The sequence below is a fragment of the Streptomyces sp. NPDC032091 genome, assembly GCF_055580265.1.
On sequence record NZ_JBVILR010000030.1, the window covers coordinates 12412 to 36126 of the forward strand.

13 protein-coding genes and 1 pseudogene are annotated in these 23715 nt (G+C 76.1%); 6 read left to right on the forward strand and 8 right to left on the reverse strand.

The features are described 5' to 3' along the window. Positions 1–218: 218 nt before the first annotated feature. A complete protein-coding gene (gene eccCa, locus ACZ5NJ_RS33575; protein WP_468770005.1) occupies positions 219–4172 on the forward strand; it encodes a type VII secretion protein EccCa in 3954 nt (1317 codons plus the stop codon). A gap of 122 nt (positions 4173–4294) precedes the next feature. After that, positions 4295–4528, forward strand: coding sequence for a DUF397 domain-containing protein (locus ACZ5NJ_RS33580; protein ID WP_007266914.1), 234 nt, complete (start codon positions 4295–4297; stop codon positions 4526–4528). Between the two features lie 84 nt (positions 4529–4612). Here the strand turns inward: ACZ5NJ_RS33580 and ACZ5NJ_RS33585 are convergent, their stop codons facing one another. The 4 genes from ACZ5NJ_RS33585 to eccB form a co-directional block, all read right to left on the reverse strand. After that, a complete protein-coding gene (locus ACZ5NJ_RS33585; protein WP_468770007.1) occupies positions 4613–4924 on the reverse strand; it encodes a WXG100 family type VII secretion target in 312 nt (103 codons plus the stop codon). Between the two features lie 37 nt (positions 4925–4961). Then, complete coding sequence (locus ACZ5NJ_RS33590; RefSeq protein WP_468770008.1) at positions 4962–5282, reverse strand: WXG100 family type VII secretion target; 321 nt, start codon at positions 5280–5282, stop codon at positions 4962–4964. Positions 5283–5432: 150 nt separating this feature from the next. Then, on the reverse strand, positions 5433–6689 hold the full coding sequence (gene mycP, locus ACZ5NJ_RS33595) for a type VII secretion-associated serine protease mycosin (RefSeq protein ID WP_468770010.1): 1257 nt from the start codon (positions 6687–6689) through the stop codon (positions 5433–5435). 15 nt (positions 6690–6704) lie between these two features. After that, on the reverse strand, positions 6705–8285 hold the full coding sequence (gene eccB, locus ACZ5NJ_RS33600) for a type VII secretion protein EccB (RefSeq protein ID WP_468770012.1): 1581 nt from the start codon (positions 8283–8285) through the stop codon (positions 6705–6707). Positions 8286–8547: 262 nt separating this feature from the next. Between eccB and eccE the strand changes: the two genes are divergently transcribed. The 3 genes from eccE to ACZ5NJ_RS33615 all read left to right on the forward strand — a co-directional run bounded on the left by eccE (position 8548) and on the right by ACZ5NJ_RS33615 (position 14099). Then, positions 8548–9822 (forward strand): type VII secretion protein EccE, encoded by a 1275-nt coding sequence (eccE, locus tag ACZ5NJ_RS33605; RefSeq protein WP_468770014.1) that lies wholly within the window; start codon positions 8548–8550, stop codon positions 9820–9822. Next, on the forward strand, positions 9819–10535 hold the full coding sequence (locus ACZ5NJ_RS33610; RefSeq protein WP_468770016.1) for a hypothetical protein: 717 nt from the start codon (positions 9819–9821) through the stop codon (positions 10533–10535). The genes eccE and ACZ5NJ_RS33610 overlap by 4 nt, the downstream gene beginning before the upstream one ends. 669 nt (positions 10536–11204) lie before the next feature. Further along, the gene (locus tag ACZ5NJ_RS33615) at positions 11205–14099 is read left to right on the forward strand and encodes an SCO5717 family growth-regulating ATPase (protein WP_468770018.1); all 2895 of its coding nucleotides are present in this window, start codon (positions 11205–11207) and stop codon (positions 14097–14099) included. A gap of 79 nt (positions 14100–14178) precedes the next feature. Here ACZ5NJ_RS33615 and ACZ5NJ_RS33620 read toward each other — a convergent pair whose 3' ends face one another. Then, a complete protein-coding gene (locus ACZ5NJ_RS33620; protein WP_468770020.1) occupies positions 14179–15141 on the reverse strand; it encodes a bifunctional riboflavin kinase/FAD synthetase in 963 nt (320 codons plus the stop codon). Between the two features lie 1265 nt (positions 15142–16406). Beyond that, positions 16407–17114: pseudogene (locus ACZ5NJ_RS33625) on the reverse strand (serine protease); the annotation flags it as partial. 99 nt (positions 17115–17213) lie between these two features. Between ACZ5NJ_RS33625 and ACZ5NJ_RS33630 the strand changes: the two are divergent. Beyond that, positions 17214–17486 carry a hypothetical protein gene (locus tag ACZ5NJ_RS33630; protein WP_468770021.1) on the forward strand — a complete coding sequence of 91 codons (273 nt, stop codon included), beginning with the start codon at positions 17214–17216 and terminating at the stop codon, positions 17484–17486. A 4863-nt stretch (positions 17487–22349) separates the two neighbouring features. On the opposite strand, the gene truB is transcribed toward ACZ5NJ_RS33630, so the two are convergent. Together truB and rbfA are read right to left on the reverse strand one after the other, a co-directional pair. Next, entirely contained in the window at positions 22350–23258 is a 909-nt protein-coding gene (gene truB / locus ACZ5NJ_RS33635) for a tRNA pseudouridine(55) synthase TruB (RefSeq protein ID WP_395512838.1), read from the reverse strand. Next, on the reverse strand, positions 23255–23713 hold the full coding sequence (rbfA, locus tag ACZ5NJ_RS33640; protein WP_079430055.1) for a 30S ribosome-binding factor RbfA: 459 nt from the start codon (positions 23711–23713) through the stop codon (positions 23255–23257). Before rbfA ends, truB begins: the two co-directional genes overlap by 4 nt. Positions 23714–23715: the final 2 nt, after the last annotated feature.

Below are 23715 nucleotides of genomic sequence, written 5' to 3' on the forward strand. Positions count from 1 at the left end.
TGACCCCCCTGGTTGGCGCCCGTCGGGGCGGCCGATTCGCGGATGCGCATGGGTGGATGCGCCTGGTGCGCGCGCCACCCTACCCGGCGGGGGCGGGAGCGGCGGCAAGTAGGATCACGGTCGCGTCCGGGCGCGGGGGTGCGGGAGTCGCCAGCCGGGCCCGGGAGTTGGGGCGGCGGTCGCGGCGTCCCGTCCGTTTTCGAGGGATTGATGCTTCGGTGAGCCAGATCGTCGTCAAGCGCCCGCCCCGGTCGCTGCCGCCCGAAGTCCCTTCCGAGGAGCTGAGGCTGGAGTCCCCGCCCGAGCTGCCGCGGGGGCAGCAGGAGGGGATGCTGATGCAGCTCCTGCCGATGCTGGGCATGGGTTCCTCGGTGGTGTTCTTCTTCATGCCGGGTGCGGCGCCGTTCATGCGCATCATGGGCGTGCTGATGCTGGTGTCCACGGTGGGCATGGTCGTGGCCCAGCTGGTGCGCCACCGGCGCGGTACACAGGGGCAAATGGCCGACGTGCGCCGGGACTACCTCAAGTACCTGTCCCAGACGCGCCGTCAGGTCCGCAGGACCGCGCGGGCGCAGCGCGACGCGCAGCTGTACCTGCACCCGGCGCCGGAGCAGTTGTGGTCGGTGGTGGCGGAGGGTTCGCGGCTGTGGGAGCGGCGGGTCGGCGACGCGGACTTCGGGCAGGCCCGGCTGGGGCTGGGCGCGCAGCGGCTGGCGACCCCGCTCGTGGCTCCGGACACGGCGCCGGTGGACGAGCTGGAGCCGCTGACGGCGGGGGCGATGCAGCGCTTCCTGAAGGTGCACTCCTCGCTGGACGGGCTGCCGGTGGCGGTGTCGATCCGGGCGTTCTACCACGTGACGGTGTCCGGTGAGGCCGAGTCGGTGCGCGGGGCGGCGCGGGCGGTGGTGGCCCAGCTGGCGACCCTGCACTCCCCCGAGGACCTGGTGGTCGGCGTGGTGGCGGCGCCGGGGGCGGCGCCCTCGTGGGACTGGGTGAAGTGGCTGCCGCACGCGCAGGTGCCCGGGCAGGTGGACGGGGCCGGTACGAAGCGGCTGTTCGGTGACGATCTGGGTGAGCTGGAGGGGCTGCTGGGGTCCCGGCTGGAGGGGCGGCCGCGGTTCAGCCGGGACGTCTCGCCGGTGCTGGACCAGCCGCACCTGGTGGTGGTCCTCGACGGGGGCCTGGTGCCGCCGGACTCGGTGTTCGCGGCGGCCGAGGGGCTGCAGGGGGTGACCATCGTGGAGGTGGTCGCCGGCGAGCTGGACGAGCCGCGGGGCGGGCTCTCGGTGGTGGTGCGGCCGGGGCGGCTGCGGCTGGAGTCGGGCGCGGGGGTGGCGTACGAGGGGGTGCCGGACACCCTGTCGCTGCCGGCGGCCGAGGCCCTGGCCCGGCAGCTGGCGCCGTTGCGCACGGGCGGCGGGGACGACGACGAGCCGCTGCTGGCGAACCTGGACTTCACCGATCTGCTGAACCTGGGCGACGCCGCCTCGATCGACGTCTCCCGCACCTGGCGGCCGAGGTCGGCCGGTGAGCGGCTGCGGGTGCCGATCGGTGTGGGCGAGGACGGCGCGCCGGTGATGCTGGACCTCAAGGAGGCCGCGCAGGAGGGCATGGGCCCGCACGGGCTGTGCGTGGGGGCGACGGGTTCGGGCAAGTCGGAGCTGCTGCGCACGCTGGTGCTGGGGCTCGCGGTGACGCACACCTCGGAGACGCTGAACTTCGTCCTCGCGGACTTCAAGGGCGGCGCCACTTTCACGGGCATGGGCCAGATGCCGCACGTCGCGGCCGTGATCACCAACCTGGCGGACGACCTGACGCTGGTCGACCGGATGGGCGACTCGATCCGCGGCGAGCTCCAGCGCCGGCAGGAGCTGCTGCGCGCGGCGGGCAACTACGCGAACATCCACGACTACGAGAAGGCGCGCGCGGCCGGTGCCCCGCTGGAGCCGCTGGCCTCGCTGGTGCTGGTGATCGACGAGTTCAGCGAGCTGCTGACGGCCAAGCCCGACTTCATCGACATGTTCATCCAGATCGGCCGGATCGGCCGTTCGCTGGGGGTGCACCTGCTGCTGGCCTCGCAGCGGCTGGAGGAGGGCAAGCTGCGCGGCCTGGACACGTACCTGTCGTACCGGATCGGTCTGCGGACCTTCTCGGCTGCGGAGTCGCGGACGGCGATCGGTGTGCCGGACGCGTACCACCTGCCGTCGGTGCCGGGTTCGGGCTACCTGAAGTTCGGCACGGACGAGATGACGCGGTTCAAGGCGGCGTACGTCTCGGGCGTCTACCGTTCGGGTGGGCGCGAGCTGTCGGTGGGGCCGTTCCCGGTGGAGCGGCGGCCGGCGCTGTTCACGGCGGCTCCGGTGCCGGTCGTGTACGCGGCCCCGGACCCGGCGCACGTCGCGGCGGGTCCGGAGCAGGCGGACGACGCGCTCGCGGACACGGTGCTCGACGTGATCGTGGGGCGGCTGGAGGGGCAGGGGGTGCCGGCGCACCAGGTGTGGCTGCCGCCGCTGGACCGGGCGCCCTCGCTGGACCAGCTGCTGCCGGCGCTGGCGCCGTCGGCGGAGCGCGGGCTGCACGCGGACGGCTATACGCGGCCGGGCGGGCTGGTGGTGCCGCTCGGGCTGATCGACAAGCCCTTCGAGCAGCGGCGCGAGGTGCTCTACCGGGACTTCTCGGGCGCGGCGGGCCACATGATGGTGGTCGGCGGCCCGCAGTCGGGCAAGTCGACGCTGATGCGGACGCTGATCTCGGCGTTCGCGCTCACCCACACCCCGAGCGAGGTGCAGTTCTACGGGCTGGACTTCGGCGGTGGCGGCATGTCGGCGGTGGCGGAGCTGCCGCACGTGGGTGGGATCGCCTCGCGGCTGGACCCGGAGCGGGTGCGGCGCACGGTCGCGGAGGTGGCGGGGATCCTGAACCGCCGGGAGGAGTTCTTCCGGGCGAACGGGATCGACTCCATGGCCACGTACCGGCGCCGGCGGGCGGCGGGCGAGCTGCCGGGCGAGGCGTGGGGCGACGTCTTCCTGGTCGTCGACGGCTGGGGCGGTTTCCGCGGCGAGTACGAGGGCCTGGAGCAGGTGGTCACCGACGTCGCCTCGCGGGGGCTGGGTTACGGCGTGCACGTGGTGGTGACGGCGGCCCGGTACATGGAGGTGCGGGCCGCGCTCAAGGACCAGATCCTGGGGCGGCTGGAGCTGCGGCTCGGTGACGTCATGGACTCCGAGTTCGACCGCAAGGTCGCGGCGAACGTCCCGACGGGGATGCCGGGGCGCGGGCAGGTGCCCGAGAAGCTGCACTTCCTGGGCGCGCTGCCGCGCATCGACGGGGACCACGAGGCGGACAGCCTCTCGCAGGGCACCGAGGCGTTCGTGGCGGCGGTGCGGGCGGGCTGGTCGGGCCCCTCGGCTCCGGGGGTGCGGCTGCTGCCGCGGATGCTGCGCGCCGACCAGCTGCCCAAGGGCGGGGAGTTCCCCGAGCGCGGGATCGCGATCGGCATCGACGAGACGGCGCTGGAGCCGGTGTTCGTCGACTTCGAGTCCGACCCCTTCTTCCTGGTGTTCGGCGAGAGCGAGTCGGGCAAGACGAACCTGCTGCGGCTGATCACCCGGCAGATCGCCGAGCGCTATACGCCCGAGCAGGCGAAGCTGGTGGTCGGCGACTACCGGCGCGGGCTGCTGGGGGCGCTGCCGGAGGAGCACCTGCTGGAGTACGCGCCGATGGCGAACTCCCTCCAGACGCACATGGAGGCGCTGGGCGGGGTGTTCTCGCGGCGCCAGCCGCCCACCGACGTCACCCCGCAGCAGCTGCGGGACCGCAGCTGGTGGACGGGCCCGAACGTGTTCATCGTGATCGACGACTACGACCTGGTGGCGACGAGCCAGGGCAATCCGCTGGCGCCGCTGGTGGAGTTCCTGCCCTTCGCCCGGGACACCGGCGTCCGGTTCATCATCGCGCGCAGCTCGGCGGGGGCGTCGCGGGCCATGTACGAGCCGTTCATGCAGCGGATCAAGGAGCTGGGCGCACAGGGCGTGGTGCTGTCGGGCGACCCGTCCGAGGGTGACCTGCTCGGTTCGGTCCGCCCGCGCCCGATGCCTCCGGGCCGCGGCTACTACGTCTCGCGGCGGCGCGGCACGTCACTGGTGCAGCTGGGGCGGATGCCGGGGCTGTAGCCGGTGGCGGCCGGAGCCCGGGGTTTCGTTTACGGCGGAAACGGCCCCGGGCGGGCGGCTTGCGCAGATAATCGGCTGCGAAGACCGAGCAGGACCGCACGACCGACGGGAAGGGCCGCATCATGGGCACCCAGCAGGAGAAGGACGAGCTGTACGCGCTCGACATCAGCGACGTCGAATGGCAGGGCCCGCCCGGGACTAGCCCGGACGAGGAGCGGGTCGAGATCGCGAAGCTGCCCGAGGGCGCGGTGGCGATGCGGTCGTCCCTGGACCGGGACACGGTGCTGCGGTACACGGCGGCCGAGTGGGAGGCGTTCGTCCTCGGGGCCCGGGACGGGGAGTTCGACCTCACCTGAACCGTACGGAGAGGGGGCGCGCCCGGTGCGGGCGCGCCCCCCCCTCCGTATGCCGCGTGCGGTGAGCCGGGTGAGCCGTGGGGCTCAGAAGGCCTCGGTGAACGCCCGGGAGGCCTTCACGTCGGTGGCACGGTAGGCGCCCTTGCCGTGCTCGATGAGGCGGGCAGCCTCCTCAAGCCTCTTCTGCATGTGGTCGGCGCGTGCGTGGTACTTCTTCTGGAGTTCCAGGTACTGGGTGTGCGCCTCACCGTCCCAGGTGTCGGTGACGACCTTCACGGCCGACTCCATCTCCTCCAGGTCCTTGAGGATGTTCTTGGAGACCACGCGGATGCGGTCCGCCATCTGCTGGACGCTCTCGTACCGTACCCGGGTGTGGCCGTCGTTGTTGCCGGACATGATCTTCTCCTTCGGCTGGCGTGCGGGGCGGGGCGGCTCAGAGGCTGTCGAGGCCCGACTTCTTGGCCTGGACGAACACCTGGTGCACTTCCTCGTCCTGTGCGTTGGTGAGGTTCTTGGTCTCCGACACGGCGTGGTGCAGCACGCGGAGCAGGCGGCGGATGGCGTCGTGGTCCTCGTTCAGCTCCGCCTGGGCCGACGTGAACCCGTCGGCGCCGACACCGGTCCAGCCCGCGGCTGCGGTCGCCAGGATGTCGGCCAGCTCGCGCGCCTGGGTGGACACCGCGTCGCCCGTCTCGGCGATCTTGTTGGCCGCCTTGACGACCGGATCGTCGGCAAGTCCGAAATTGGTAGTCATCCGAAGCTCCTCACTTCTCAATTCCCCGGCCGAGCCGGGGGATCGCGCGGCGGAGCGGATCGTCCGGGCGCGGATTCGAGCCGCGCGCACCGGAGTTCCCCCTCTGCCCCACGCCCTCCCCCGATCACGGTCGCGAAGCCTGCGGTCACTCTAGCCAGTTCGACCGACACGCCCAACACGGCGGCGCGCCTCGCGCACGACCGTGGCGGTCACGGCGATGACCGCGATGAGCAGACCGGTGATGCCCAGGGCGTACGTGCCGATTCGTTCGTCGCGCTCCTGCGCCGTCTCGGTGAGCGGCAGCGGTACCGCCTGCGGGGCGGCCGCCGGGGGCGGGCCCGGGTCCGGGACGGGGGCCCGGGGGGTCTCGCGGTCCTGGGTGAGGGCCCGTACGGGGTCCACGACGCCCCAGCCCACGTAGTCGTCGCGGCCGTTGACGGAGCGCTCCGCGGTGTTCTGGATCTGCCAGACCACCTCCTGCGGGGTCCACTGGGGGTGTGCGGCGCGCAGCAGGGCGGCGACCCCGGCGACGTAGGGGGCGGAGAAGCTGGTGCCGTTGTCGATGCACTGGCCGAAGCCGGGGACGGTGGAGACCATGTCGACGCCGGGGGCGGCGATGCCGATGAAGTCACCGGGCTGGGAGAAGGCCGCCCGCTCGTTGTTGCGGTCGGAGGAGGCGACGGCGAGGACGCCGGGGAAGGCGGCGGGGTAGGTCCGGTGCTTCTCGCCGCTGAGTCCGTCGTTGCCGGCGGAGGCGATGACCACGGCCTTGGCGTCCAGGGCCCGCTGGACGGCCTTGGCCAGCTCGGAGTCGGCGGTCAGGGGGGCGTCGGTGTCCTGGGAGATGTTGATGACCTGGGCGCCCTTGGCGACGGCGTGGTCGATGGCCTGGGCGAGGGTGGCCGCGTTGCCGTTGCCCTGTCCGTCGTTCTGCCGGATGGGGATGAGGGTGGCCTCGGGGGCCAGGCCGACGAAGCCGGTGCCCTGCTGGGGGCGGGCGGCGATCAGTCCGGCGACCTTGGTGCCGTGGCCGACGGTGTCGGTGGTGCCGTCGCCGCCCTTGGGGTCGAGGAAGTCCCGGCCGGCGCCGGGGTCGAGGGCGCCGGCCAGCTGGGGGTTGGCCCGGTCGACGCCGGTGTCGATGACCGCGACCCGTACGCCCTTGCCCTTGGTCTTCGCCCAGAGGGCGTCGAAGGTGAGGCGCTGGAGGGCCCAGGGGCGGTCGGCGATCTGCTTCTTCATGGGGAAGGTGCACTCGCCCGCGCCGGCCGGGCCCCGCAGGTACGCGGCCGGGGCCGCCCCGAGCGGGGCGGGGTGGGCCTGGGCGGGGCCGCCGGTGATCGCGACGAGGGCCAGTGCGGCCAGTGCGGCCGGCGGCAGGGCGGCGGCGCGGAAGGGCTGGGGCACGGCCGGTCTCCTCACTCAGGAACCCTGGGGCTGGCGCGCGGAGTTGGTGTCCAGGCGGGGCCCCTTGGAGAGGAACTCCGACCAGGCGATGGGCACCGGCGCCGGGGTGATCCCGCCGTAGCCGAGGCGGACCTGCGCCTGGCTGGGCTCGGGCCGGCCGTCACCGGACCCGCCCTGGGCCTGCGGGTCGCGGGCCCCGATCTTCGACTGCTCGGCGTCGCTGTCGCCGTTGGCCTGCACGGCGTAGCGCAGTCCGGTGTCGGTGACGAGGAACAGGGCGCCCCCGGCGTTGGCCTGGCGGCCCTGGACCTGGGTGTAGAGCAGGCCGGTGCCGGGGGTGACGTACGAGCTGGTGCCGCTGGCGGTGATGTCGACGGGGAACCCGGTCCCGGCCCAGGTGCTCAGCGTCTGGTTGCCCTGGGCGTCGACGGAGCGCAGGACGTTGCAGACGGTGTCGCGCTGTTCGCCGGCCGGGGCGGCGCCGGGTGCGGCCGCCACCCGGTTGACCTGGGTGCCGCGCCTGCGGGGCCAGCGGACGTCGTCCTTGAAGGCGGCGGCCTCGGGGTTCAGGGCCTGGAGGTCGACCTCGTGGGCCTTGCCGTGCATGTTGAGGCCGTCGGCCGCGGGCGCGGAGATCAGCAGCCAGGCGACGAACTCCGAGACCGGGGCGACCCGGTCGGGCAGCACGACGTAGTGCTGGGTGCCCGAGCCGGTCTGGGCGGTCAGCACCATACCGACCCGGTTCTCGGTGCCGCCCAGCCCCGGGACGGCGGCGGGGGCGCCGGCGGTGCCGGGCAGCTGCGGGAAGCCGAGGTCGTCGCCGGAGTTGAGGGTGGCCAGCCACTCCTCGGTGACGGGCTGGGGCGTGGCGCCGGTGCCGACGAGCGCCATGGTCAGGGTCCCGGAGTCGGGCCGGCCCTCGGGGAACCTGTACTTGGTGCCGGCCGAGTCGACCAGGAAGCGTTCCTTGGCCCCGCCGGTGCTCTGCACGTACAGCAGCTGGGTGTCGGTGGTGCGGTGCGCGTCGTCCGTCAGGCCCGCCTCGCGGTCGGCGAGGACGAAGACGGCGGTCTGCACGCCGCGGTTGTTGCCGCCGGGCTGCTGGCAGACGGCCCAGCGCTTGGCCTTGGCGGCGTCCGCCTTCGCCGGGAGCCGGTCGGGGGCGTAGGGGATGCCGATGATGGGGCCCCGCGGGGGCTTGCCCGCGTCCAGCAGCCTGTCCTCGACCTGGACGACCTTGGACTTCTGCGGGTCGAGCAGGAGCCGTGCGGAGGCCAGGTTCAGCACGGGGTGCAGCCGGGTCTGGTCCTTGCCGTTGATCTTCGTGGTGAGGACCACGTAGCGGGTCGTCGACTGCTTGCCGACGATGACCATGGCCCCGGGCTCGTCCCAGCCCTTGGGCGCCTGCGGTTTGAACATGCCCCAGGCGCCGAAGCCGGAGACCAGCAGGGCGCCGACGACCACCCCGGGCAGGACGGCGCGCAGCGGGCGGGGGGCGCCCTCCTCGGTGCCGGTGGCGGAGGGCTGCAGAAAGGCGGACACCGTACGCCGCTTCGCAAAGGTGTACGCGTTCAGCTCGTCGCGCCGTGACGCCATGACCGCCTGCTCCTCCCCGCACGGCCCGGTCGTCGGGCCGCTCCCCGGGCCCGGGTTGTCGGACCGGGGACCTACTATGCCTCTTGACGGAGGGTCGGCAGGTGCCGGGTGGCCCCGGGCGGCGACCCGGAGCCCGGCGGAACCCTCCGGACCGGGGTATTCAGGGCTGTTGGGGTGGATGGGGGGATTCCGGTGACGGGCGGCCATGGCCGCGCGCCCGCCGGACTTCCCGGCTCCGCCCCCGAGTTGGGGAGGTGCGCCAGTGGGGGCCACCGCGACGGCGCCGCAGGCGGCCGCGACCGCACCCGCACGCGGCGGGGTCACACCGCATCGGAGGCCGGGCACCGGCCGGTTCGGGCCGTTCCGACTGCAACAGCTCGTCCTCCTCCAGCTCGCCGCGGCCGTGCTCCTCGTGGCCTGGGTGGTCGAGCCGCTGCTGCTGGTGCCCGCCGGGGTGTGCGCGGCGGTCCTGGTGCCGCTGGCGCTGGTACGGCGCCACCAGCGCTCCCTGCCCGAGTGGATCGGCGGGGCGCTCGCGCTGCGCGCCCGGCGGCGCCGGGCCGCGTCCGCCACCGTGCCCGCGGGCACCGAGCCGGGGCTGGCGCCGCTGGTCGAGGCCGATCCGGCGCTGCGGACGACAACCTTCGGGGGCCGTGACCGGAGGCCGGTCGGGCTGGTCGGCGACGGGACCTTCCTGACGGCGGTGGTGCAGGTCGACATGGAGGCCACGGCGCTGCGGCCGGAGCGCACGGCGCGGCCGCTGCCGCTGTCCGCGGTGCGGGACATTCTGGAGGTGGACGGCATCCGGCTGGAGTCGGCGCAGCTGGTGCAGCACACCCAGCCGGCCCCGGCCCCGCACCTGCCGGCGCAGGCGGTGGCGACGCGCAACTACGCCCCGCTCCAGGCGCAGACGGGCGCTCCGGCGGTGCGGCTGACGTGGATCGCCCTCAAGCTCGACCCGGAGCTGTGCCCGGAGGCGGTCGCCGCGCGCGGCGGCGGTCTCACGGGGGCCCAGCGGTGTGTGGTGCGGGCGGCGGACCAGCTGGCGAGCCGGCTGACCGGGGCGGGGTTCCGGGCCACGGTGCTGACGGAGCAGGAGCTGACGGGCGCGCTGGCGACGTCCTCGTGCGCGAACCCGATGGCGATCACCCAGGCGGGCCGGTCGGGGAGCACCGGGCGGCGCACGGAGGAGACCCCGCGGACCTGGCGCTGCGACGACCGTCGGCACACCACGTACTGGATAGCCCGCTGGCCGCAGATGGGCGGCGCGGGGGCCGCGCTGCCGCAGCTCGTGGCGCTGCTGACCTCACTGCCCGCGCTGGCGACGAACTTCAGCCTGACGATGGCCCCGGCCGGGCGCCAGGGTGTGTCGCTGACGGGACACGTACGGGTGACGGGGCGCAGTGACGAGGAGCTGGTGGCGGCCCGGCAGGAGCTGGAGCGGACGGCGCGGGGCGTGCGGACCGGGCTGGTACGGCTGGACCGGGAACAGGTGCCGGGGCTGCTGGCCTCGCTGCCGCTGGGAGGGGCGCGATGAGGGGTACGGCTTCGCTGCGGGGCGGGTTCGGGCTGGTCGGGCCGCGCCGCGAGCGGCATGTGGTCTCGGCGGCGGACCTGGACGCGCTGGCACTGCCCGTGGGGGACGACGGGGTCGTCATCGGCGTGGACGCCGGGGGGCGGCCGGCGGTGCTGGGCGTGAACCGGCCCACCCCGTACGAGGTCACGCTGATCGGCGGGCTGTGGACGGCGCAGGTGCTGGCCCTGCGGACGGCCGCCACGGGGGCGCGGGTCGCGGTGGAGACGGGGCGCGCGCAGGTGTGGTCCGCGCTGGCCCGGGCGGCGGGCGGCGGGCAGCAGTGCGTGACCCTGCACGACGTGGGCCGGGTGCCGCCGCAGGGCGCGTCGGCGGGCAGTCCGGTGCTGGTGGTCCGGGACTGCGGGATGCGGCCGCCGCGCGGGCGGGTGGTGGCGGGCCCGTGGCAGTCGGTCCTGACCCTGCTGCCGTACCTGAGCCCGGCGGCGCCCCGGCTGCTGCGCAACTCCGCGCTGGTGGGGGTGCAGCGGGTGTCCCCGGACGAGGCGGAGCAGGTGGGCGCGCTGATGCGGCTGCCGAGCGCGGCGGTGGACTCGCTGCCGACGCTGGGCGACGGGGTGACGCTGTGGTGCACCCGGGGGGACCGGAAGTTCGTGATGACGCAGGGCACGGAGACGGAGACGGGCCTCCTGGGGGCGGCCCGGCGCATCGACTGACCCCGGTACGGCCGCGACCCCGGCGCGGGTCGCGGTGCGGCGGTGGCGCGGTGGTGCTGGCGCGGTGGGGGCGCGGTGTCCCGGCTGGGCGACGCACCGGGGCGGCTGCCGTCCTGGCAGGCCGTCGCGGCTGGGCGGCTGGCGCGTCAACGCGGGGTGATGCGCCGTCGGCTGGGCCTCTCCGCCCGGTGCTCCCGGCTGGACGGCACGCCGTCGCGGCTGGGTGGCTGGTGCGCCGTCGCGGCTGGTGCGCCGCAGGCTGGGCGGCTGAGCCCCCGGTGCTCCCCTGGGCGGCACGCCGTCGCGGCTGGGTGGCTGGTGCGCCGTCGCGCTTGGTGCGCCGCCGCGGCTGGGCGGCTGGGTAGCCGAGCGCCCGGTGCTCGGGGGCGAGGCGACGCGCCGGTGCGGCGGGACGCCTGGCATGCCGTCGCGGCTGGCGGTTGGGCATCGGTTCCCGATCTCGTCGTCGCGTCTGTGGAGACGGGACGGGGGGACGGGGGGTGGTCGGCGGCGCCTCGGTGACGGTTGCTCAGGGCCCGGGGGGCCTGTAGGCAGGACGTGTGGGGGCGCGACCTCCGGGGCCCGCGGGCACGGAGCGCGATTAGGCTGAGCGTGGGCGCGGCGTCTTACGGAGGCGCCTGACCGGTGTTCGACAGACCAGGAGGATCAGTGAGCGGCGATCGGAACGAGAGGCGCGGCGGGACGTGGGATGTCCCGACGGACGATCAGTCCGACGCGGAGCCCGATGTGACGGGCGAGTTCACCATCGACTACACCCCGCCGGCCTGGTACACGCAGAGCCCGCCGCCCGCGCCCGCCGCGGGGGTGCCCGGGCTGCCGGAGGGCAGCGGCTTCGAACCCCACCGCCCGACGGACGTGGTCTCGCCCCCGACGATGCGGATCGCTCCGCCGGGGCCGCGGGCCGGGGCGGCGTCTCCCGGGGCCGAGCCGGGCTCCGGCGCGCCGGCGGTGCCCGCGCAGCCGGACGCCGGCGCGCCGTTCGCCGTACCCACCGTGCCGCCGCTCTCCTTGTCGGCCGACGCCGGGTTCCCCGCCCCGCAACCGGGTACGGCCGGGGCCCCGTTCCAGGGGGCCGCGCAGGCCGGTGACCGGGCGCAGGAGGTCCCGGCACCGCCCGCCGCACCGGTTCCGTTCCAGGGCACCGCACCGGCCGGCGACGCCGCCCCGGCCTACCCGGCCACGCCCCCGCAGGCACCGTCCGGCCATGGCACGCCGGAGGCCCCGGCACAGCCGGTCGCCGACACCCCTCCCGCCTACCCGGGGGCACCCTCCGGCGGTGGGACGCCGGAGGTCCCTGCGCAGCCGGGCACCCCCGGGACCCCGTTCCACGGGACCGCACCGGCCGCCGACACCCCTCCCGCCCACCCGGGGGCACCCTCCGGCCACAGCGCGCCGGAGGCCTCGGCGCAGCCGGGGACGCCCGGGGCCCCGTTCCAGGGGACCGCACCGGTCGCCGACGCCCCTCCCGCCCACCCGGACGCGGCTCCGGCGGCGCCCTCCGGTGACGGTGCGCCCGGGGTGCCGGTGCCGCCCTCCGACGCGGTCCCGGCGCTCCCCGCGGGCCAGGGTTCCGCGCAGGCGCCGTTCGGCGAGGGCGGGCCTGGGTTCCCGGCGCCGTCCACCGTGTCCGCGCACGGGGAGGGCGCCGGCCCTGCCCGGGGAGACCTGCCCGCGCTGCCGGCGCCGTTCGCGGCAGCGGCCGACGGTGGCCCGGGAGCCGCCCCGGCTCCGGCCGCCGTCACGGCCCCCGCCGACGCACCCCCGGCGGGCGCCGACCGCACGACCGGCGCGGCCGCCCAGGGCGCAACGCTCGGAGCTCCGGCTCCGGCTGACGCTCCGGCAACCCCTGGCCAGTCGCCCGCGGGCGGTGTGGTTCCGGGTGCGGCCGCGCCGCAGGACGCGCCGGCCCCGGGCGGGCGGACGGCCACCCCGCCCGAGGGTGTCGCCGTCGCGCCCGCGTCCGCCGGTCAGGCGCCGTACGCCCCCGTCGGGGGACCCGGCGCCGAACTGCCGCCGCTGCCGCCCGCCTTCTCCTCCGGCCCGCCGCAGGGGTACGGGTTCCCGCAGGACGCCGCTCCGCAGCCCCAGGCCCCGCAGGGATACGGGTTCCCGCCCGCCGCCGCCCCGCAGCAGCACCAGGCCCCGCAGGCCCCCCAGGGATACGGGTTCCCGCAGGACGCCGCCCCGCAGCCGCAGGCCCCGCAGGGGTACGGGTTCCCGCCGGAGCAGCCGCAGCCGCCTCAGCAGCCCCAGGGGTACGGGTTCCCGCCCGTCGCCCCCCAGCCCCCGCAGCACCACCAGACCCCGCAGACCCCGCAGGCCCAGCCGTACGGAGTCCCGCCGCAGCAGCCGCAGCCCCCGCAGGGCCCGTACCAGCAGCAGCCGCCCGGCCAGGGCCCCGGCGCGCCGCTCGGCTACACCGCGGCCGTCGAGCTGTCCTCCGACCGGCTGATCCGCGCCAAGCAGAAGCCCAAGCCCACCCGCTCCGGCTTCCGCTTCGGCGGCAAGGCGGCCGAGGCGGACCGACAGCGCAAGCTGGAGCTCATCCGGACGCCGGTGATGTCCTGCTACCGGATCGCCGTGATCAGCCTCAAGGGCGGCGTCGGCAAGACCACGACGACCACCGCCCTCGGCGCCACCCTCGCCACCGAGCGGCAGGACAAGATCCTGGCCATCGACGCGAACCCCGACGCCGGCACCCTCGGCCGCCGCGTCCGCCGCGAGACCGGCGCGACGATCCGCGACCTGGTCCAGGCGATCCCGTACCTGCACTCGTACATGGACATCCGGCGGTTCACCTCGCAGGCGCCCTCCGGCCTGGAGATCATCGCCAACGACGTGGACCCGGCGGTCTCGACGACCTTCAACGACGAGGACTACCGCCGCGTCATCGAGACGCTCGGCCGCCAGTACCCGATCATCCTCACCGACTCGGGCACCGGGCTCCTGTACTCCGCCATGCGCGGGGTCCTGGACCTGGCCGATCAGCTGATCATCATCTCCACTCCGTCCGTGGACGGCGCGAGCAGCGCGAGCACCACGCTCGACTGGCTCTCCGCCCACGGTTACGCGGATCTCGTCTCGCGCTCGATCACCGTCATCTCGGGGGTCCGCGAGACCGCCAAGATGATCAAGGTGGAGGACATCGTGCAGCACTTCGAGACCCGCTGCCGGGGCGTCGTCGTGGTGCCGTTCGACGAGCACCTCGCGGCCGGCGCCGAGGTCGACCTCGACCTCATGCGGCCCAAGACCCGGGAGGCGTACTTCAACCTCTCCGCCCTGGTCGCGGAGGACTTCGTGCGGGCCCAGCAGCAGGCGGCGCAGGGCCAGTGGGGCGGTCCGCCGCAGCACGCCCAGGCCCAGCAGCCGCAGCCGCCCCAGCAGCCCCAGGGGCCGTACCAGCAGCCGTACGCGCAGCAGCCCTACCCGCAGCCCGGCCAGCCCTGGGCGCAGCCCCCCGCCCCCGCCCCCGCACCGGCACCGGCACCCGCGCCGGCACCGCCGCAGCCCGGTCAGCCCCCGCGCGATCCGCGCCTCGGCTGAGAACGCCCGAGGGCCCGTACCGTCCAGGAACCTGGACGGTACGGGCCCTCGGGCCTCGACGGGTTCGGGCAGGGACGGCCTAGCGGCGGGCGGCGGCGTCGAAGGCGTCCGTCAGCCCCCGGGCCCGCTTCACGTCGTCCGCGATGGCCTCCAGCAGCCCGTCGAGCGAGTCGAACTTCGCCATCCCGCGCACGTATGCGAGGAACTCCACCGACACCTGCTTGCCGTACAGGTCGAGCCCGACGCGGTCGATCGCGTACGCCTCCACCGTCCGCTCGGTCGCGTCGAACTGCACGTTCGTACCGACCGAGATCGCCGCCGGCATCCGCTCGCCGTCCGCCGTCAGCCACCCCGCGTACACCCCGTCGGCCGGGATCGCGGTGTGCGGTGCCGTCTCCACGTTCGCCGTCGGATAGCCGAGCTCGCGCCCGCGCTGCGCACCGCGCACCACGACGCCCTCGATGCGGTGCGGGCGGCCGAGGATCTCGGCGGCGCCCTCCATGTCCCCCTCGGCGACGAGCCGGCGCGCCAGGGTGGAGGAGAACGGCACGCCGCCGCCCGCCTCGCCGCGCTCGACCAGGTCCACGACCTCGACCTCGTAGTCGTACGTGGAGCCCAGCTCGCGCAGGAAGTCCACGTTCCCGGCGGCCCGGTGGCCGAAGCGGAAGTTCGGGCCCTCGATGACGGCGCGCGCGTGCAGCTTGTCGACCAGCACCTTGACGATGAAGTCGGCCGGGGACAGCTGCGAGAACTCCGCCGTGAAGGGCAGGATCAGCAGCGCGTCGACGCCGAGACCGGCCATCAGTTCGGCGCGCCGGTCGTACGGGGCCAGGATCGGCGGGTGGCTGCCGGGGCGGACGACCTCGCTCGGGTGCGGGCTGAAGGTGACGACCACCGAGGGCACACCCAGGGCACGGGCCTTGGCCACCGCCCGTCCGATGATCAGCTGGTGTCCCCGGTGCACACCGTCGTAGGAGCCGATGGTGACGACGCTGCGTCCCCAGTCCTGGGGGATGTCCTCCAAGCCACGCCAGCGCTGCACTGTGACCGCTCCTCGCCCGAACCCGTGTAGTCCCTGTACCGAATTGCCTTTTGCAGGTCTAAGACTGCCATGCCGGTGCCCCGGTCCCCGCATCGGAGTCCGGCAGCGCCGCCGCCCGCCCGGGCTCAGGTGACGTCCGGGGCGGACCGGCTCAGGGTCTCCACCGTACGGCGGGCTCCCGGGCCGAGCAGGGCCGCCGCCTCGGCCCCGGAGTCGGCGAGCCAGCGGGCCACCAGCGCCCCGAAGACGGGGTCGGCCCGGACAAGCTCCACCGTGCGCTGCTCGAACACCTCGGGGCCGCCCGGGATGCGCAGCAGCTGCCGTCCGGTGCGCCGCAGCAGCTCACGGGTCCGGTCCTCGGGGCGTGCGCGGGCCGCGGCGGCGACGGCCGTCAGGAAGGCGCCGAGCACCTGCGGGTCGGGCTCCTCGCGCAGCAGGGTCTCGGCCAGGTCGGCCCGCAGCGTGGACGAGGCCTCGGCGCCGGGTGCGGCCAGGACGCCGGCCAGCGCGGACCGCACCTGCGGCGGGGCGCCGCGCAGCAGGCCCAGGACGAGCGGGCGCAGCACGGGGGCGGCGGCCGGGCCCTGCTCCAGGCGCCGGTCGACGAAGGCGGCGGCGTGCGGGGCGTCCGCGGGGTGCCGCGCGAGGTGCTCCCGTACGAGGTCACCGGCGCGGCGGGCCAGCGCGGGGGTGGTCAGCGCGGCCAGGGCGCGCAGCACCTCGCCGTCGGCGCGGGCCCGCAGGGCGTCGAACACCGCGTCGGGGTCGGGCAGTACGGGCAGGGCGGCGACCAGCGCGGAGGCGGGCAGCCGGGAGCCGCGCTCGGGGTCGCGGAAGCAGTCGAGGGCGTCGGTGAGGTGGCGGGCGCGCGCCTGGGGGTCGCGCAGCAGCATCCCGAGGGCGCTGCCGTGGAGGGGGAGGTCGCCGGGGCGGGCGAGGAGCGCCTCGGCGGCGAAGCGCAGCAGTTCCCGGTCGGCGGGGGTGCGGACGTGGGGGGCGGTGGCGAGCCCGTACGCGGCGGCGGCGACGCGCCGGCCGGGCCGCTCGTCGTGGGCCCAGCGGTCGACGGCGCGGGCCAGGGCAGAGGGCTCGTCCTCGGCGAGGGCGGCGAGCAGTTCGTCGGCGCGGGGGTGCGCGGCGTCGACGAGGGCCTCGGCGAGTTCGTCGGGGGCGAGGCGGCGGTGGGTGTGGAGGAGGGCCTGGGCGGCCGTGGCGACGGTGGCTCCGGGGCGGCCGCGCAGCCGGCGTTCGTCGGTGAACCAGGCGCAGACCAGGGGCATGACGAGCCGCGGGGCGCGGATGAGGCGGCGGCCGGCGGCTTCGAGGTAGCGGTGGTCGGAGGGCAGGAGGCGGCGCAGCAGGTCGAGCCGGTCGGACTCGGCCAGCCGGAGCCGGTTCCAGAACCAGCCGCCGAAGTCCTCCGCCCCGGCCCGGGCCACGTGCTCGGCGAGGGCGTGCAGGACCGGCAGGTGGGGGGTGGCGTCCGGGGCGCGCAGCAGGGTTCCGCGCAGCAGGCGGGCGGCCCACCAGACGCGGTCGGGGTGGACGTCCCCGGGCGGGGCCTCGGCGAACTCGTTGAGGGCACCGACCAGCCGGGCCAGTACCTCCGCGGTCTCGGGGGCGGGCAGCCGGCGCAGGGCTTCGAGCACGGGCCCGATGCGGTGCCGGGGCACGGGCGGGCCGGGGGTGACGGGGCCGGAGTGCACGAGGGCGTCGAGGGCGCTCGGGACGTCGAGGTGGCAGGCCTGGAGCCAGTCGGAGAGCTCCTCGTGGGCGAAGCGGTAGCCGGGGCCGGCGGGGACGAGGAGGCCCTCGGCGAGGACGGCGGAGGCCCAGCCGGTGCGCCAGGGGAACAGCTCCTCGAAGGCGGCCCGGTCGAGCTGCCCCTGCCCGGGCCCGAGACACCACCGCGCGGCCTCGTGCACCCGCCCACCCACCCGAACGGCAAGCCGCCGCACACCGGGGGCGTGGAGGTGGGGGGCGTGTCCCCCGGGGGCGTGGGGCTGGGGGGTACGTGCCCCGGGGGCGTGGGGCTGGGGGGCGTGGGCCCCGAGGCCGTGCACCCCCGGACCGTGCACCCCCGGACCGTGCACCCCAAGGCCATGCAACTCGGGGCCCTGCACCCCGGGAGCGTGGGCCTTGGGGCCGTACGCCTCAGGGCCGTGCACCCCGAGACCGTGCACGCCAAGGGCATGCGCCCCGGGGCCGTGCACCCCAGTACCGTGCGCCTCGGGGGAGTGAACTCCGGGGCCGTGCACCCCAAGCCCATGTACCCCGGAGCCCCGCACCCCGGGGCTGTGCACGCCGTCGGCGGGCGCCCCGTCGGCGCGGCTGCCGCCTGCTGACTCACCCGGGGCGTCCCCGACCCGTCCCCCGGTGCCAACGCCCCATGCCGACCCGAGCCCGTCCCGGCGGGGCCGCTTCCCGCCTGCCCCGGCGTCTCCGGCCCCGTCCGATCCGCCCCCGGCGGCGGAGCACCGACCCGCGCCGGGCCACGGGCTATCGGCACCTTCCATGCCGGGCCACGAGCCGGAGGCCCGGTCCCCGCCACCGGTCCGAGGAGCGGACGCGCCACCCGCGCCAGCCCCTGAGCCCGACAGCCGGTCGCCACCCTCCCGGACACCGGACACCCGACCCGCACCCGTCCAAGCCGAGGACGGCCCGTCCGCTCCGGACCGGGAACCGGACTCCCCCTCCTCACCAGACCAGGCGCCGGACGACCGGCCTGAGTCACCGAACGGCCCGTCCGCGCCGGGCCAGAAGCCGGACAGCCGATCACCATCCGCCCGAACCCCGGACACCCGATCCGCACCCGCCCAAGCCGAGGACGACCCGTCCGCTCCGGCCGGGCCCCAAGACGCCGTCTGCTCCGCACCGGACCGGGAACCGGACGCCCCCTCCACGCCAGACCAAGCGCCGGACGACCGGCCTGAGTCACCGAACGGCCCGTCCGCGCCGGGCCAGAAGCCCGACAGCCGATCACCATCCGCCCGAACCCCGGACACCCGATCCGCACCCGTCCAGGCCGAGGACGACCCGTCCGCGCCGGACCGGCCCCAAGACGTCTGCTCCGCGCCGGACCAGGCGCCGGACGACCGGCCCGGGTCGCCGGACGGCCCGTCGGTGCCGGGCCAGGAGCCGGACAGCCGGTCGCCACCCGGCCCGACGCCGGACGACTCATCCGCTCCAGACAGCCGGTCCCCCGCCGGCCAAGCGCCACACACCTCGTCCGCGCCGGGCCGGGAGCCCGGCAGTCCGCCGCTCGGCGAAACGCCGGACGATCCGTCCGGCCTGGGCCACGCGCCGGATGACCGGCGTCCGCCGCCGGACGACCCGCCTGCGCCTGCCCGGGGCCCCGGAAGCCGGCCGTCACTGGGCCAAGCACCGGACCCATCCGAGCCGGCCCGGAAGCCGGACAGCCGGTCCCCGCCCGGCGAAGCGTCGGACGATCCGTCCGGCCCGGGCCAGGCGCCGGATGAACGGCGTCCGCCATCGGGCGACCCGTCCGAGCCGGCCCGGAAGCCGGAGGGCCGGACATCGTCTGGCGAAGCATCGGACCGGAAGCCGGGTCGCCGGTCGGCGCCCCGCGACGCACCGGATGGTTCGTCCACGCCGGACCAGACGCCGGGTCGCCGGTCGGCGCCCGGCCAGGCACCGGGTGACCCATCCGCGCCGGGCGCGCCGCCGCGGGGCCAGTCCGCACCACCGGGTGACCCGTCCGCATCGGAGCTGGAGCCGGACACCCAGTCGTTGGCCGGGCAAGGGCCGGGCTGCCCGGGGTCCGCACCGGACCAGGGGCCGGAGGGCCGGTCCGCACCGGACCAGGGGCCGGAGGGCCGGTCCGCACCGGACCAGGGGCCGGAAGGGTCGCCCGCCGTCGTTCCGGCAGGCCAGGCGGCCGCCGGGGTGGCCCGGTCGGGGCCGTCGGTCTGAGCGTTCCAGGGCTCCCCGCCGGGCGGAACCGCCGGCCGCTCGCCTCCGTCGGACGACCGGCGCACGGACCGCGCCCACGCGGGCGGAGCCTCGGGCTCGGCGGTCCAGGATCCGGACGTCCAGCCGTCGGCGGTCCGGCGCTCGGCGAGAGGGGGCTCGTTGCGGGAGGCGGTCGACGCGCCCAAGGTGGCCGTCGACCTGTCGTGGGCACCCTGGCGGGGTCCGGGGACCGACGGGCAGTTCTCGGCCGGGAAGGCGCCGGTGGGGTCGCCGGGGGGAGATGCGCCGGCAGGACCGGCAGATCCCTCGGCACGGGCCCCGTAGAAGCCCCCGCCCGGGCCATCTCGGTGCGAGCAGTCGGTTGCCCCGGAAGTCCCGCCTGGGGTGTGCCGATGCGCGGGAGCGGCCGAGCAGCCAGAGAACCCGCAGCCGGCGTCCCGATGGGCGTCGGTGGCCGAACCTGACGAGTCCGGGGCGGGCCCGGAGAATCCGCCGGCCGGCGGGGTGGCAGGGTCGCCGGGCGCGGGGGCGGGGGCCGGGGGCGCCGCGGCGATGCGGACGGCCGTGCGGAGGAACAGGAGGTCCAGGTGGGCCGCGAAGACCTCGTCCCGCGTCGGGCGGCCCTCGGTGACCCCGGCGGCCCGGACGCCCGCGAGCAGGCCGAGGGTGAGGGGGTGGCGTGCGTCGGCCTCCCGTACGGCGTCCGGCGGGATGCCGAGGCGGGCCCGGGCGGTGTCGGCCTCCGCCGGGGTGAGGTCGCCGACGGGCAGGGCGGGCGGAAGCCGACGGGCGGGGCGCTCGGGGGTGTGGAGCAACTCCGGCGGATAGAGCGCGCCGGCCCGCTCCCAGTACTCGGGCCGGGCGGCGACCACCAGCCGGGCCCCGCTTCCGCACAGCCACGCGGCGGTCGCCACGGTCCACGGCGCGAGGCGGCGCGCCAGGGCGGGGGGCATCTCCTCGGGGGCGTCCAGCACCACCAGCAGCGGCCGGCCGGCCACGGCAGCGAGCCGCGCCACCCGCGCGGCCATCGCCCCGCCCCCGCATTCGCCCTCCCCGCCGGCGCCCCAGCCGTCGGCCGGCCCCCCGGCCCCTCCCCCTGCCGCGCCGACGACCCCCGGGGCACCCCCGCCTGCCCCTGCCGGCCCCACCAGCCCGGCCATGTGCTTGCCTGTCGACGCCGCGCCGGTCATCCCCGGCACGCCTGCCGTGTCGCCGCCTGCTCCCACCCTTCCCCCCGAGCCCGCGGCGCCCCTGCCTCGCCCCGGCCCACCCATCAGATCCGCCGTGCCTGCGGTCCCCGCCGGGCTGGTGGCGGCGCCGGTCGCGTCGGCCGCGCCCGCCCTGCCCCGGGCTACGCCCGGCCCTCCAGCGCAGCCCGCCCCACCCGCGGCCTCCCCGCCCCCCGCCGCAGCTCCCGGCATGCCAGCGGTGCCCTTGCCCCAGGCCGTCCCTCCCGCTCCCGCCCGGGCTGCCGTGTCCCAGCCGTCTCCCCCCTCGCTCGTCGTGTCCCCGGCAACGTCGCCATGGAAGCCCGCCATGCCCGCGGTGCCCCCGCCCGCCCCCGCAGCCCCCGACGTACCCGCAGTGCCCCAGGCCGTCCCTGCCGCTCCAGCCCCGGCTGCTGCGCCCCAGCCCTCTCCCCCCTCGCTCGTCGTGCCCCCGGCCGCCCCCGCCGTGGCTGCGGTGCCCGCTGTGTACACAGCCACCTCCGCCACGTCGGCCCCGGTCCCGGCCCGCCCTGACGTGCCCTGGCTGCCACCGCCTGCCCCCCACCCTGCCCCTGCCCCTGCCCCTGCGGTGTCCCGGCCTGAGCCCGCCGGGTCCGGCCTGCCGCCGACCGCCCCCGCCTCGCCAGCCGAGCCCGCCGCGCCCGGCGTGCCCGGCCCGGTGGGACGGGATCCCCGCCCGGTGGGACGGGATGGCGCCAGGGTGCGGGCCGCTTCCATCAGTGCGCGGGTCACGGCGTCGGCCAGGGAGGTGTCGTCGGCGTGGAGGTCGGCGCCGCGGAGCCGGAGGGTCGGGGACGGACGGGGGCCGCGGGCGCGGTCGGCGGCCAGGGTGGCGAGGGCGGTGGTGCGGCCGGTGCCGGGCTCGCCGACGAGGCCGAGGACCAGGTCCTGGCCGGCGGTGAAGGCGGCCAGCCCGGCGGCGATCACGGGGCGTGCCACGGGCTCCGGCCCGGGGCCGGCCGGGGGGAGCGCGGCGCCGACGGTGGCCGCGGTCAGCTCCAGCACGCCCGCCAGGTTGAGGTCGGCCCCGTACGCCGGGACGGTGGCCGCGTTGCGCTCCAGCAGGGCCGCCAGGGGGCCGCCGGGTGCGGTGGCGGCGGCCGCGCGCAGGGGGACGGCGAAGCTGCCGGAGCGCCGCTCCGCAGTGAGAGCGGTGCCCACCACCGCGAGCACCGCTCCGGTCTCCGCGTCGAGGACCGGCCCGCCGCAGGCCCCGCCGCCGAGCCTCAGGGCGTCCCGGCCGTCCGTGCCGATCGCCAGCTCCAGGGTGGCGGGGAGCACCCATCGTCGGCCGGCCGCGGTGTGGGCGACCTCCGCGCCCGCCCCGAGCACCCGCGCCTGGCGCCAGCCCCGCGCCAGGACGCGTACGTACGTTCCGGAAAGGACGCTCCCGCGCGCGGCGACCGGCAGCGGCCGCAGGCCGAGGCCGTCGCTCGGCACCAGGGCCAGCCCGAGTTCCGGCAGGCCGGTCACCTCGGCGGCGCCGGTCCGCCAGGTCCGCCCGCCGGGTGCGCACAGCTCGATCAGATCCAGGCCTTCGACGGCCTCGTGGCTGGTCAGCACCGTGCCGCGGTCGTCGGCGACGAACCCGGTGCCGCACGTCCGCCCGGCCGGATCGCGGATCGTGACGAGGGGTTCCGCGCCCACCGGGGCGCGCCCCGCCCCCTGCCCGGACTGCGCACCCTCCGCGGATTCCGCAGGACCGGAGAACCAGGGGCCCGCCCCGGCGCACGCCTTCGCACCGCCTGTGACCTCGTCCGTCAACGCCGCACCACTCCCCCGCCACGGGACCCGTGGTCATGACGGTAGGCAAGTGAAGATCGAGACGAAAAGCGTGCGGGCCGAAAGCGCCCCCTTACGCTCCCTCCGTTCACTCCGAGCGCCTGCTCGGTCGAGTGAATATGGGGCTCCGGGTGGATAGAGACCTACCCGAGGGGGGTCGTGGAGCGGTGAGCAGCAGTCGGTGTGCGCTCACCGCTCCACGTCAGACGAACGGCCTCCCGGACAACGGGCGGCCGGGGCCGGGGCCGGGGCCGGGGCCGGGGCTCAGACGAAGACCGCCAGGGACTTCGCCTTGCCGCCCTTGCTCTCGACGAGCCCGAGCAGCTGGCCCTGCGGCCCGTAGACCGCCACGGTCCGGCCGTCCTGGTACTCGTCCGGCATCTCGATCCGCACGCCGTTGGCGAGCAGCGAGGCCCGGCGGGCGTCCAGGTCCCAGCGCGCGAACGCGGCCGCGGCCGCCTCGCCGATCGGCATGACGGTCAGCTCCTCCTGGAGCTGGTCCAGCGTGCGCGCCTTGTCGAGCTTGTACGGGCCCACCCGCGTGCGCCGCAGCGCCGTGAGGTGGCCGCCGACGCCGAGGTCGGCGCCCAGGTCGCGGGCGAGGGCGCGGATGTAGGTGCCGCTGGAGCAGACGACGGAGACGACCAGGTCGACGACCTTGGTGCCGTCCTCGGCCTCCGCCTCCCGCATGTCGTACACCTGGAACGACGAGATGGTCACCGGGCGGGCCGGGATCTCGAAGTCCTCGCCGTCGCGGGCGCGCTTGTAGGAGCGGACGCCCTTGATCTTGATGGCGCTGACCTTGGACGGTACCTGCATGATGTCGCCGGTCAGCTTGGCGATCCCCGCGTCCACGGCCTCCCGGGTGACCCCGGAGGCGTCGGCGGACGCGGTGATCTCGCCCTCGGCGTCGTCCGTGAGGGTGTACTGCCCGAGGCGGATCGTCCCGAGGTACTCCTTCTCGGTCAGCGCGAGGTGGCCGAGGAGCTTGGTGGCCTTCTCGACGCCGAGGACGAGGACGCCCGTCGCCATGGGGTCGAGGGTGCCGGCGTGGCCGACGCGGCGGGTCTTGGCGATCCCGCGCATCTTGGCGACCACGTCGTGCGAAGTGAAGCCGGACGGCTTGTCGACGATGACAAGGCCGTCCGGAGTCTTCCCTGCGTTGGTGCTCATTCCGCGGCGGTGTCCTCGGAGTCGTCGGAGTCCTCATCGGGCTTCTTGTACGGGTCGGCCTCACCGGCGTACTGGGCGCCGGAGGAGACCTCGCGCACCTGGGCGTCGGAGGCGCGCGCCTTGTCGAGGAGGTCCTCGATGGTCTTGGCGTTCTCCGGGAGGGCGTCCGCGACGAAGGTCAGGGTGGGCGTGAACTTGGTCCCCGCCGCCCGGCCGACCGCGGAACGCAGTACGCCCTTGGCGCTCTCCAGGCCCGCTGCCGCGCTGGCCCGGTCCTCGTCGTCACCGTAGACCGTGTAGAAGACCGTGGCCTCCCGCAGGTCGCCGGTGACCCGGGTGTCGGTGATGGTCACGTGCGTGCCGAGGCGGGGGTCCTTGACTCCACGCTGCAGCTTCTGCGCCACCACCTCCCGGATGAGGTCCGCCAGCTTCTTCGCCCGCGCATTGTCGGCCACTG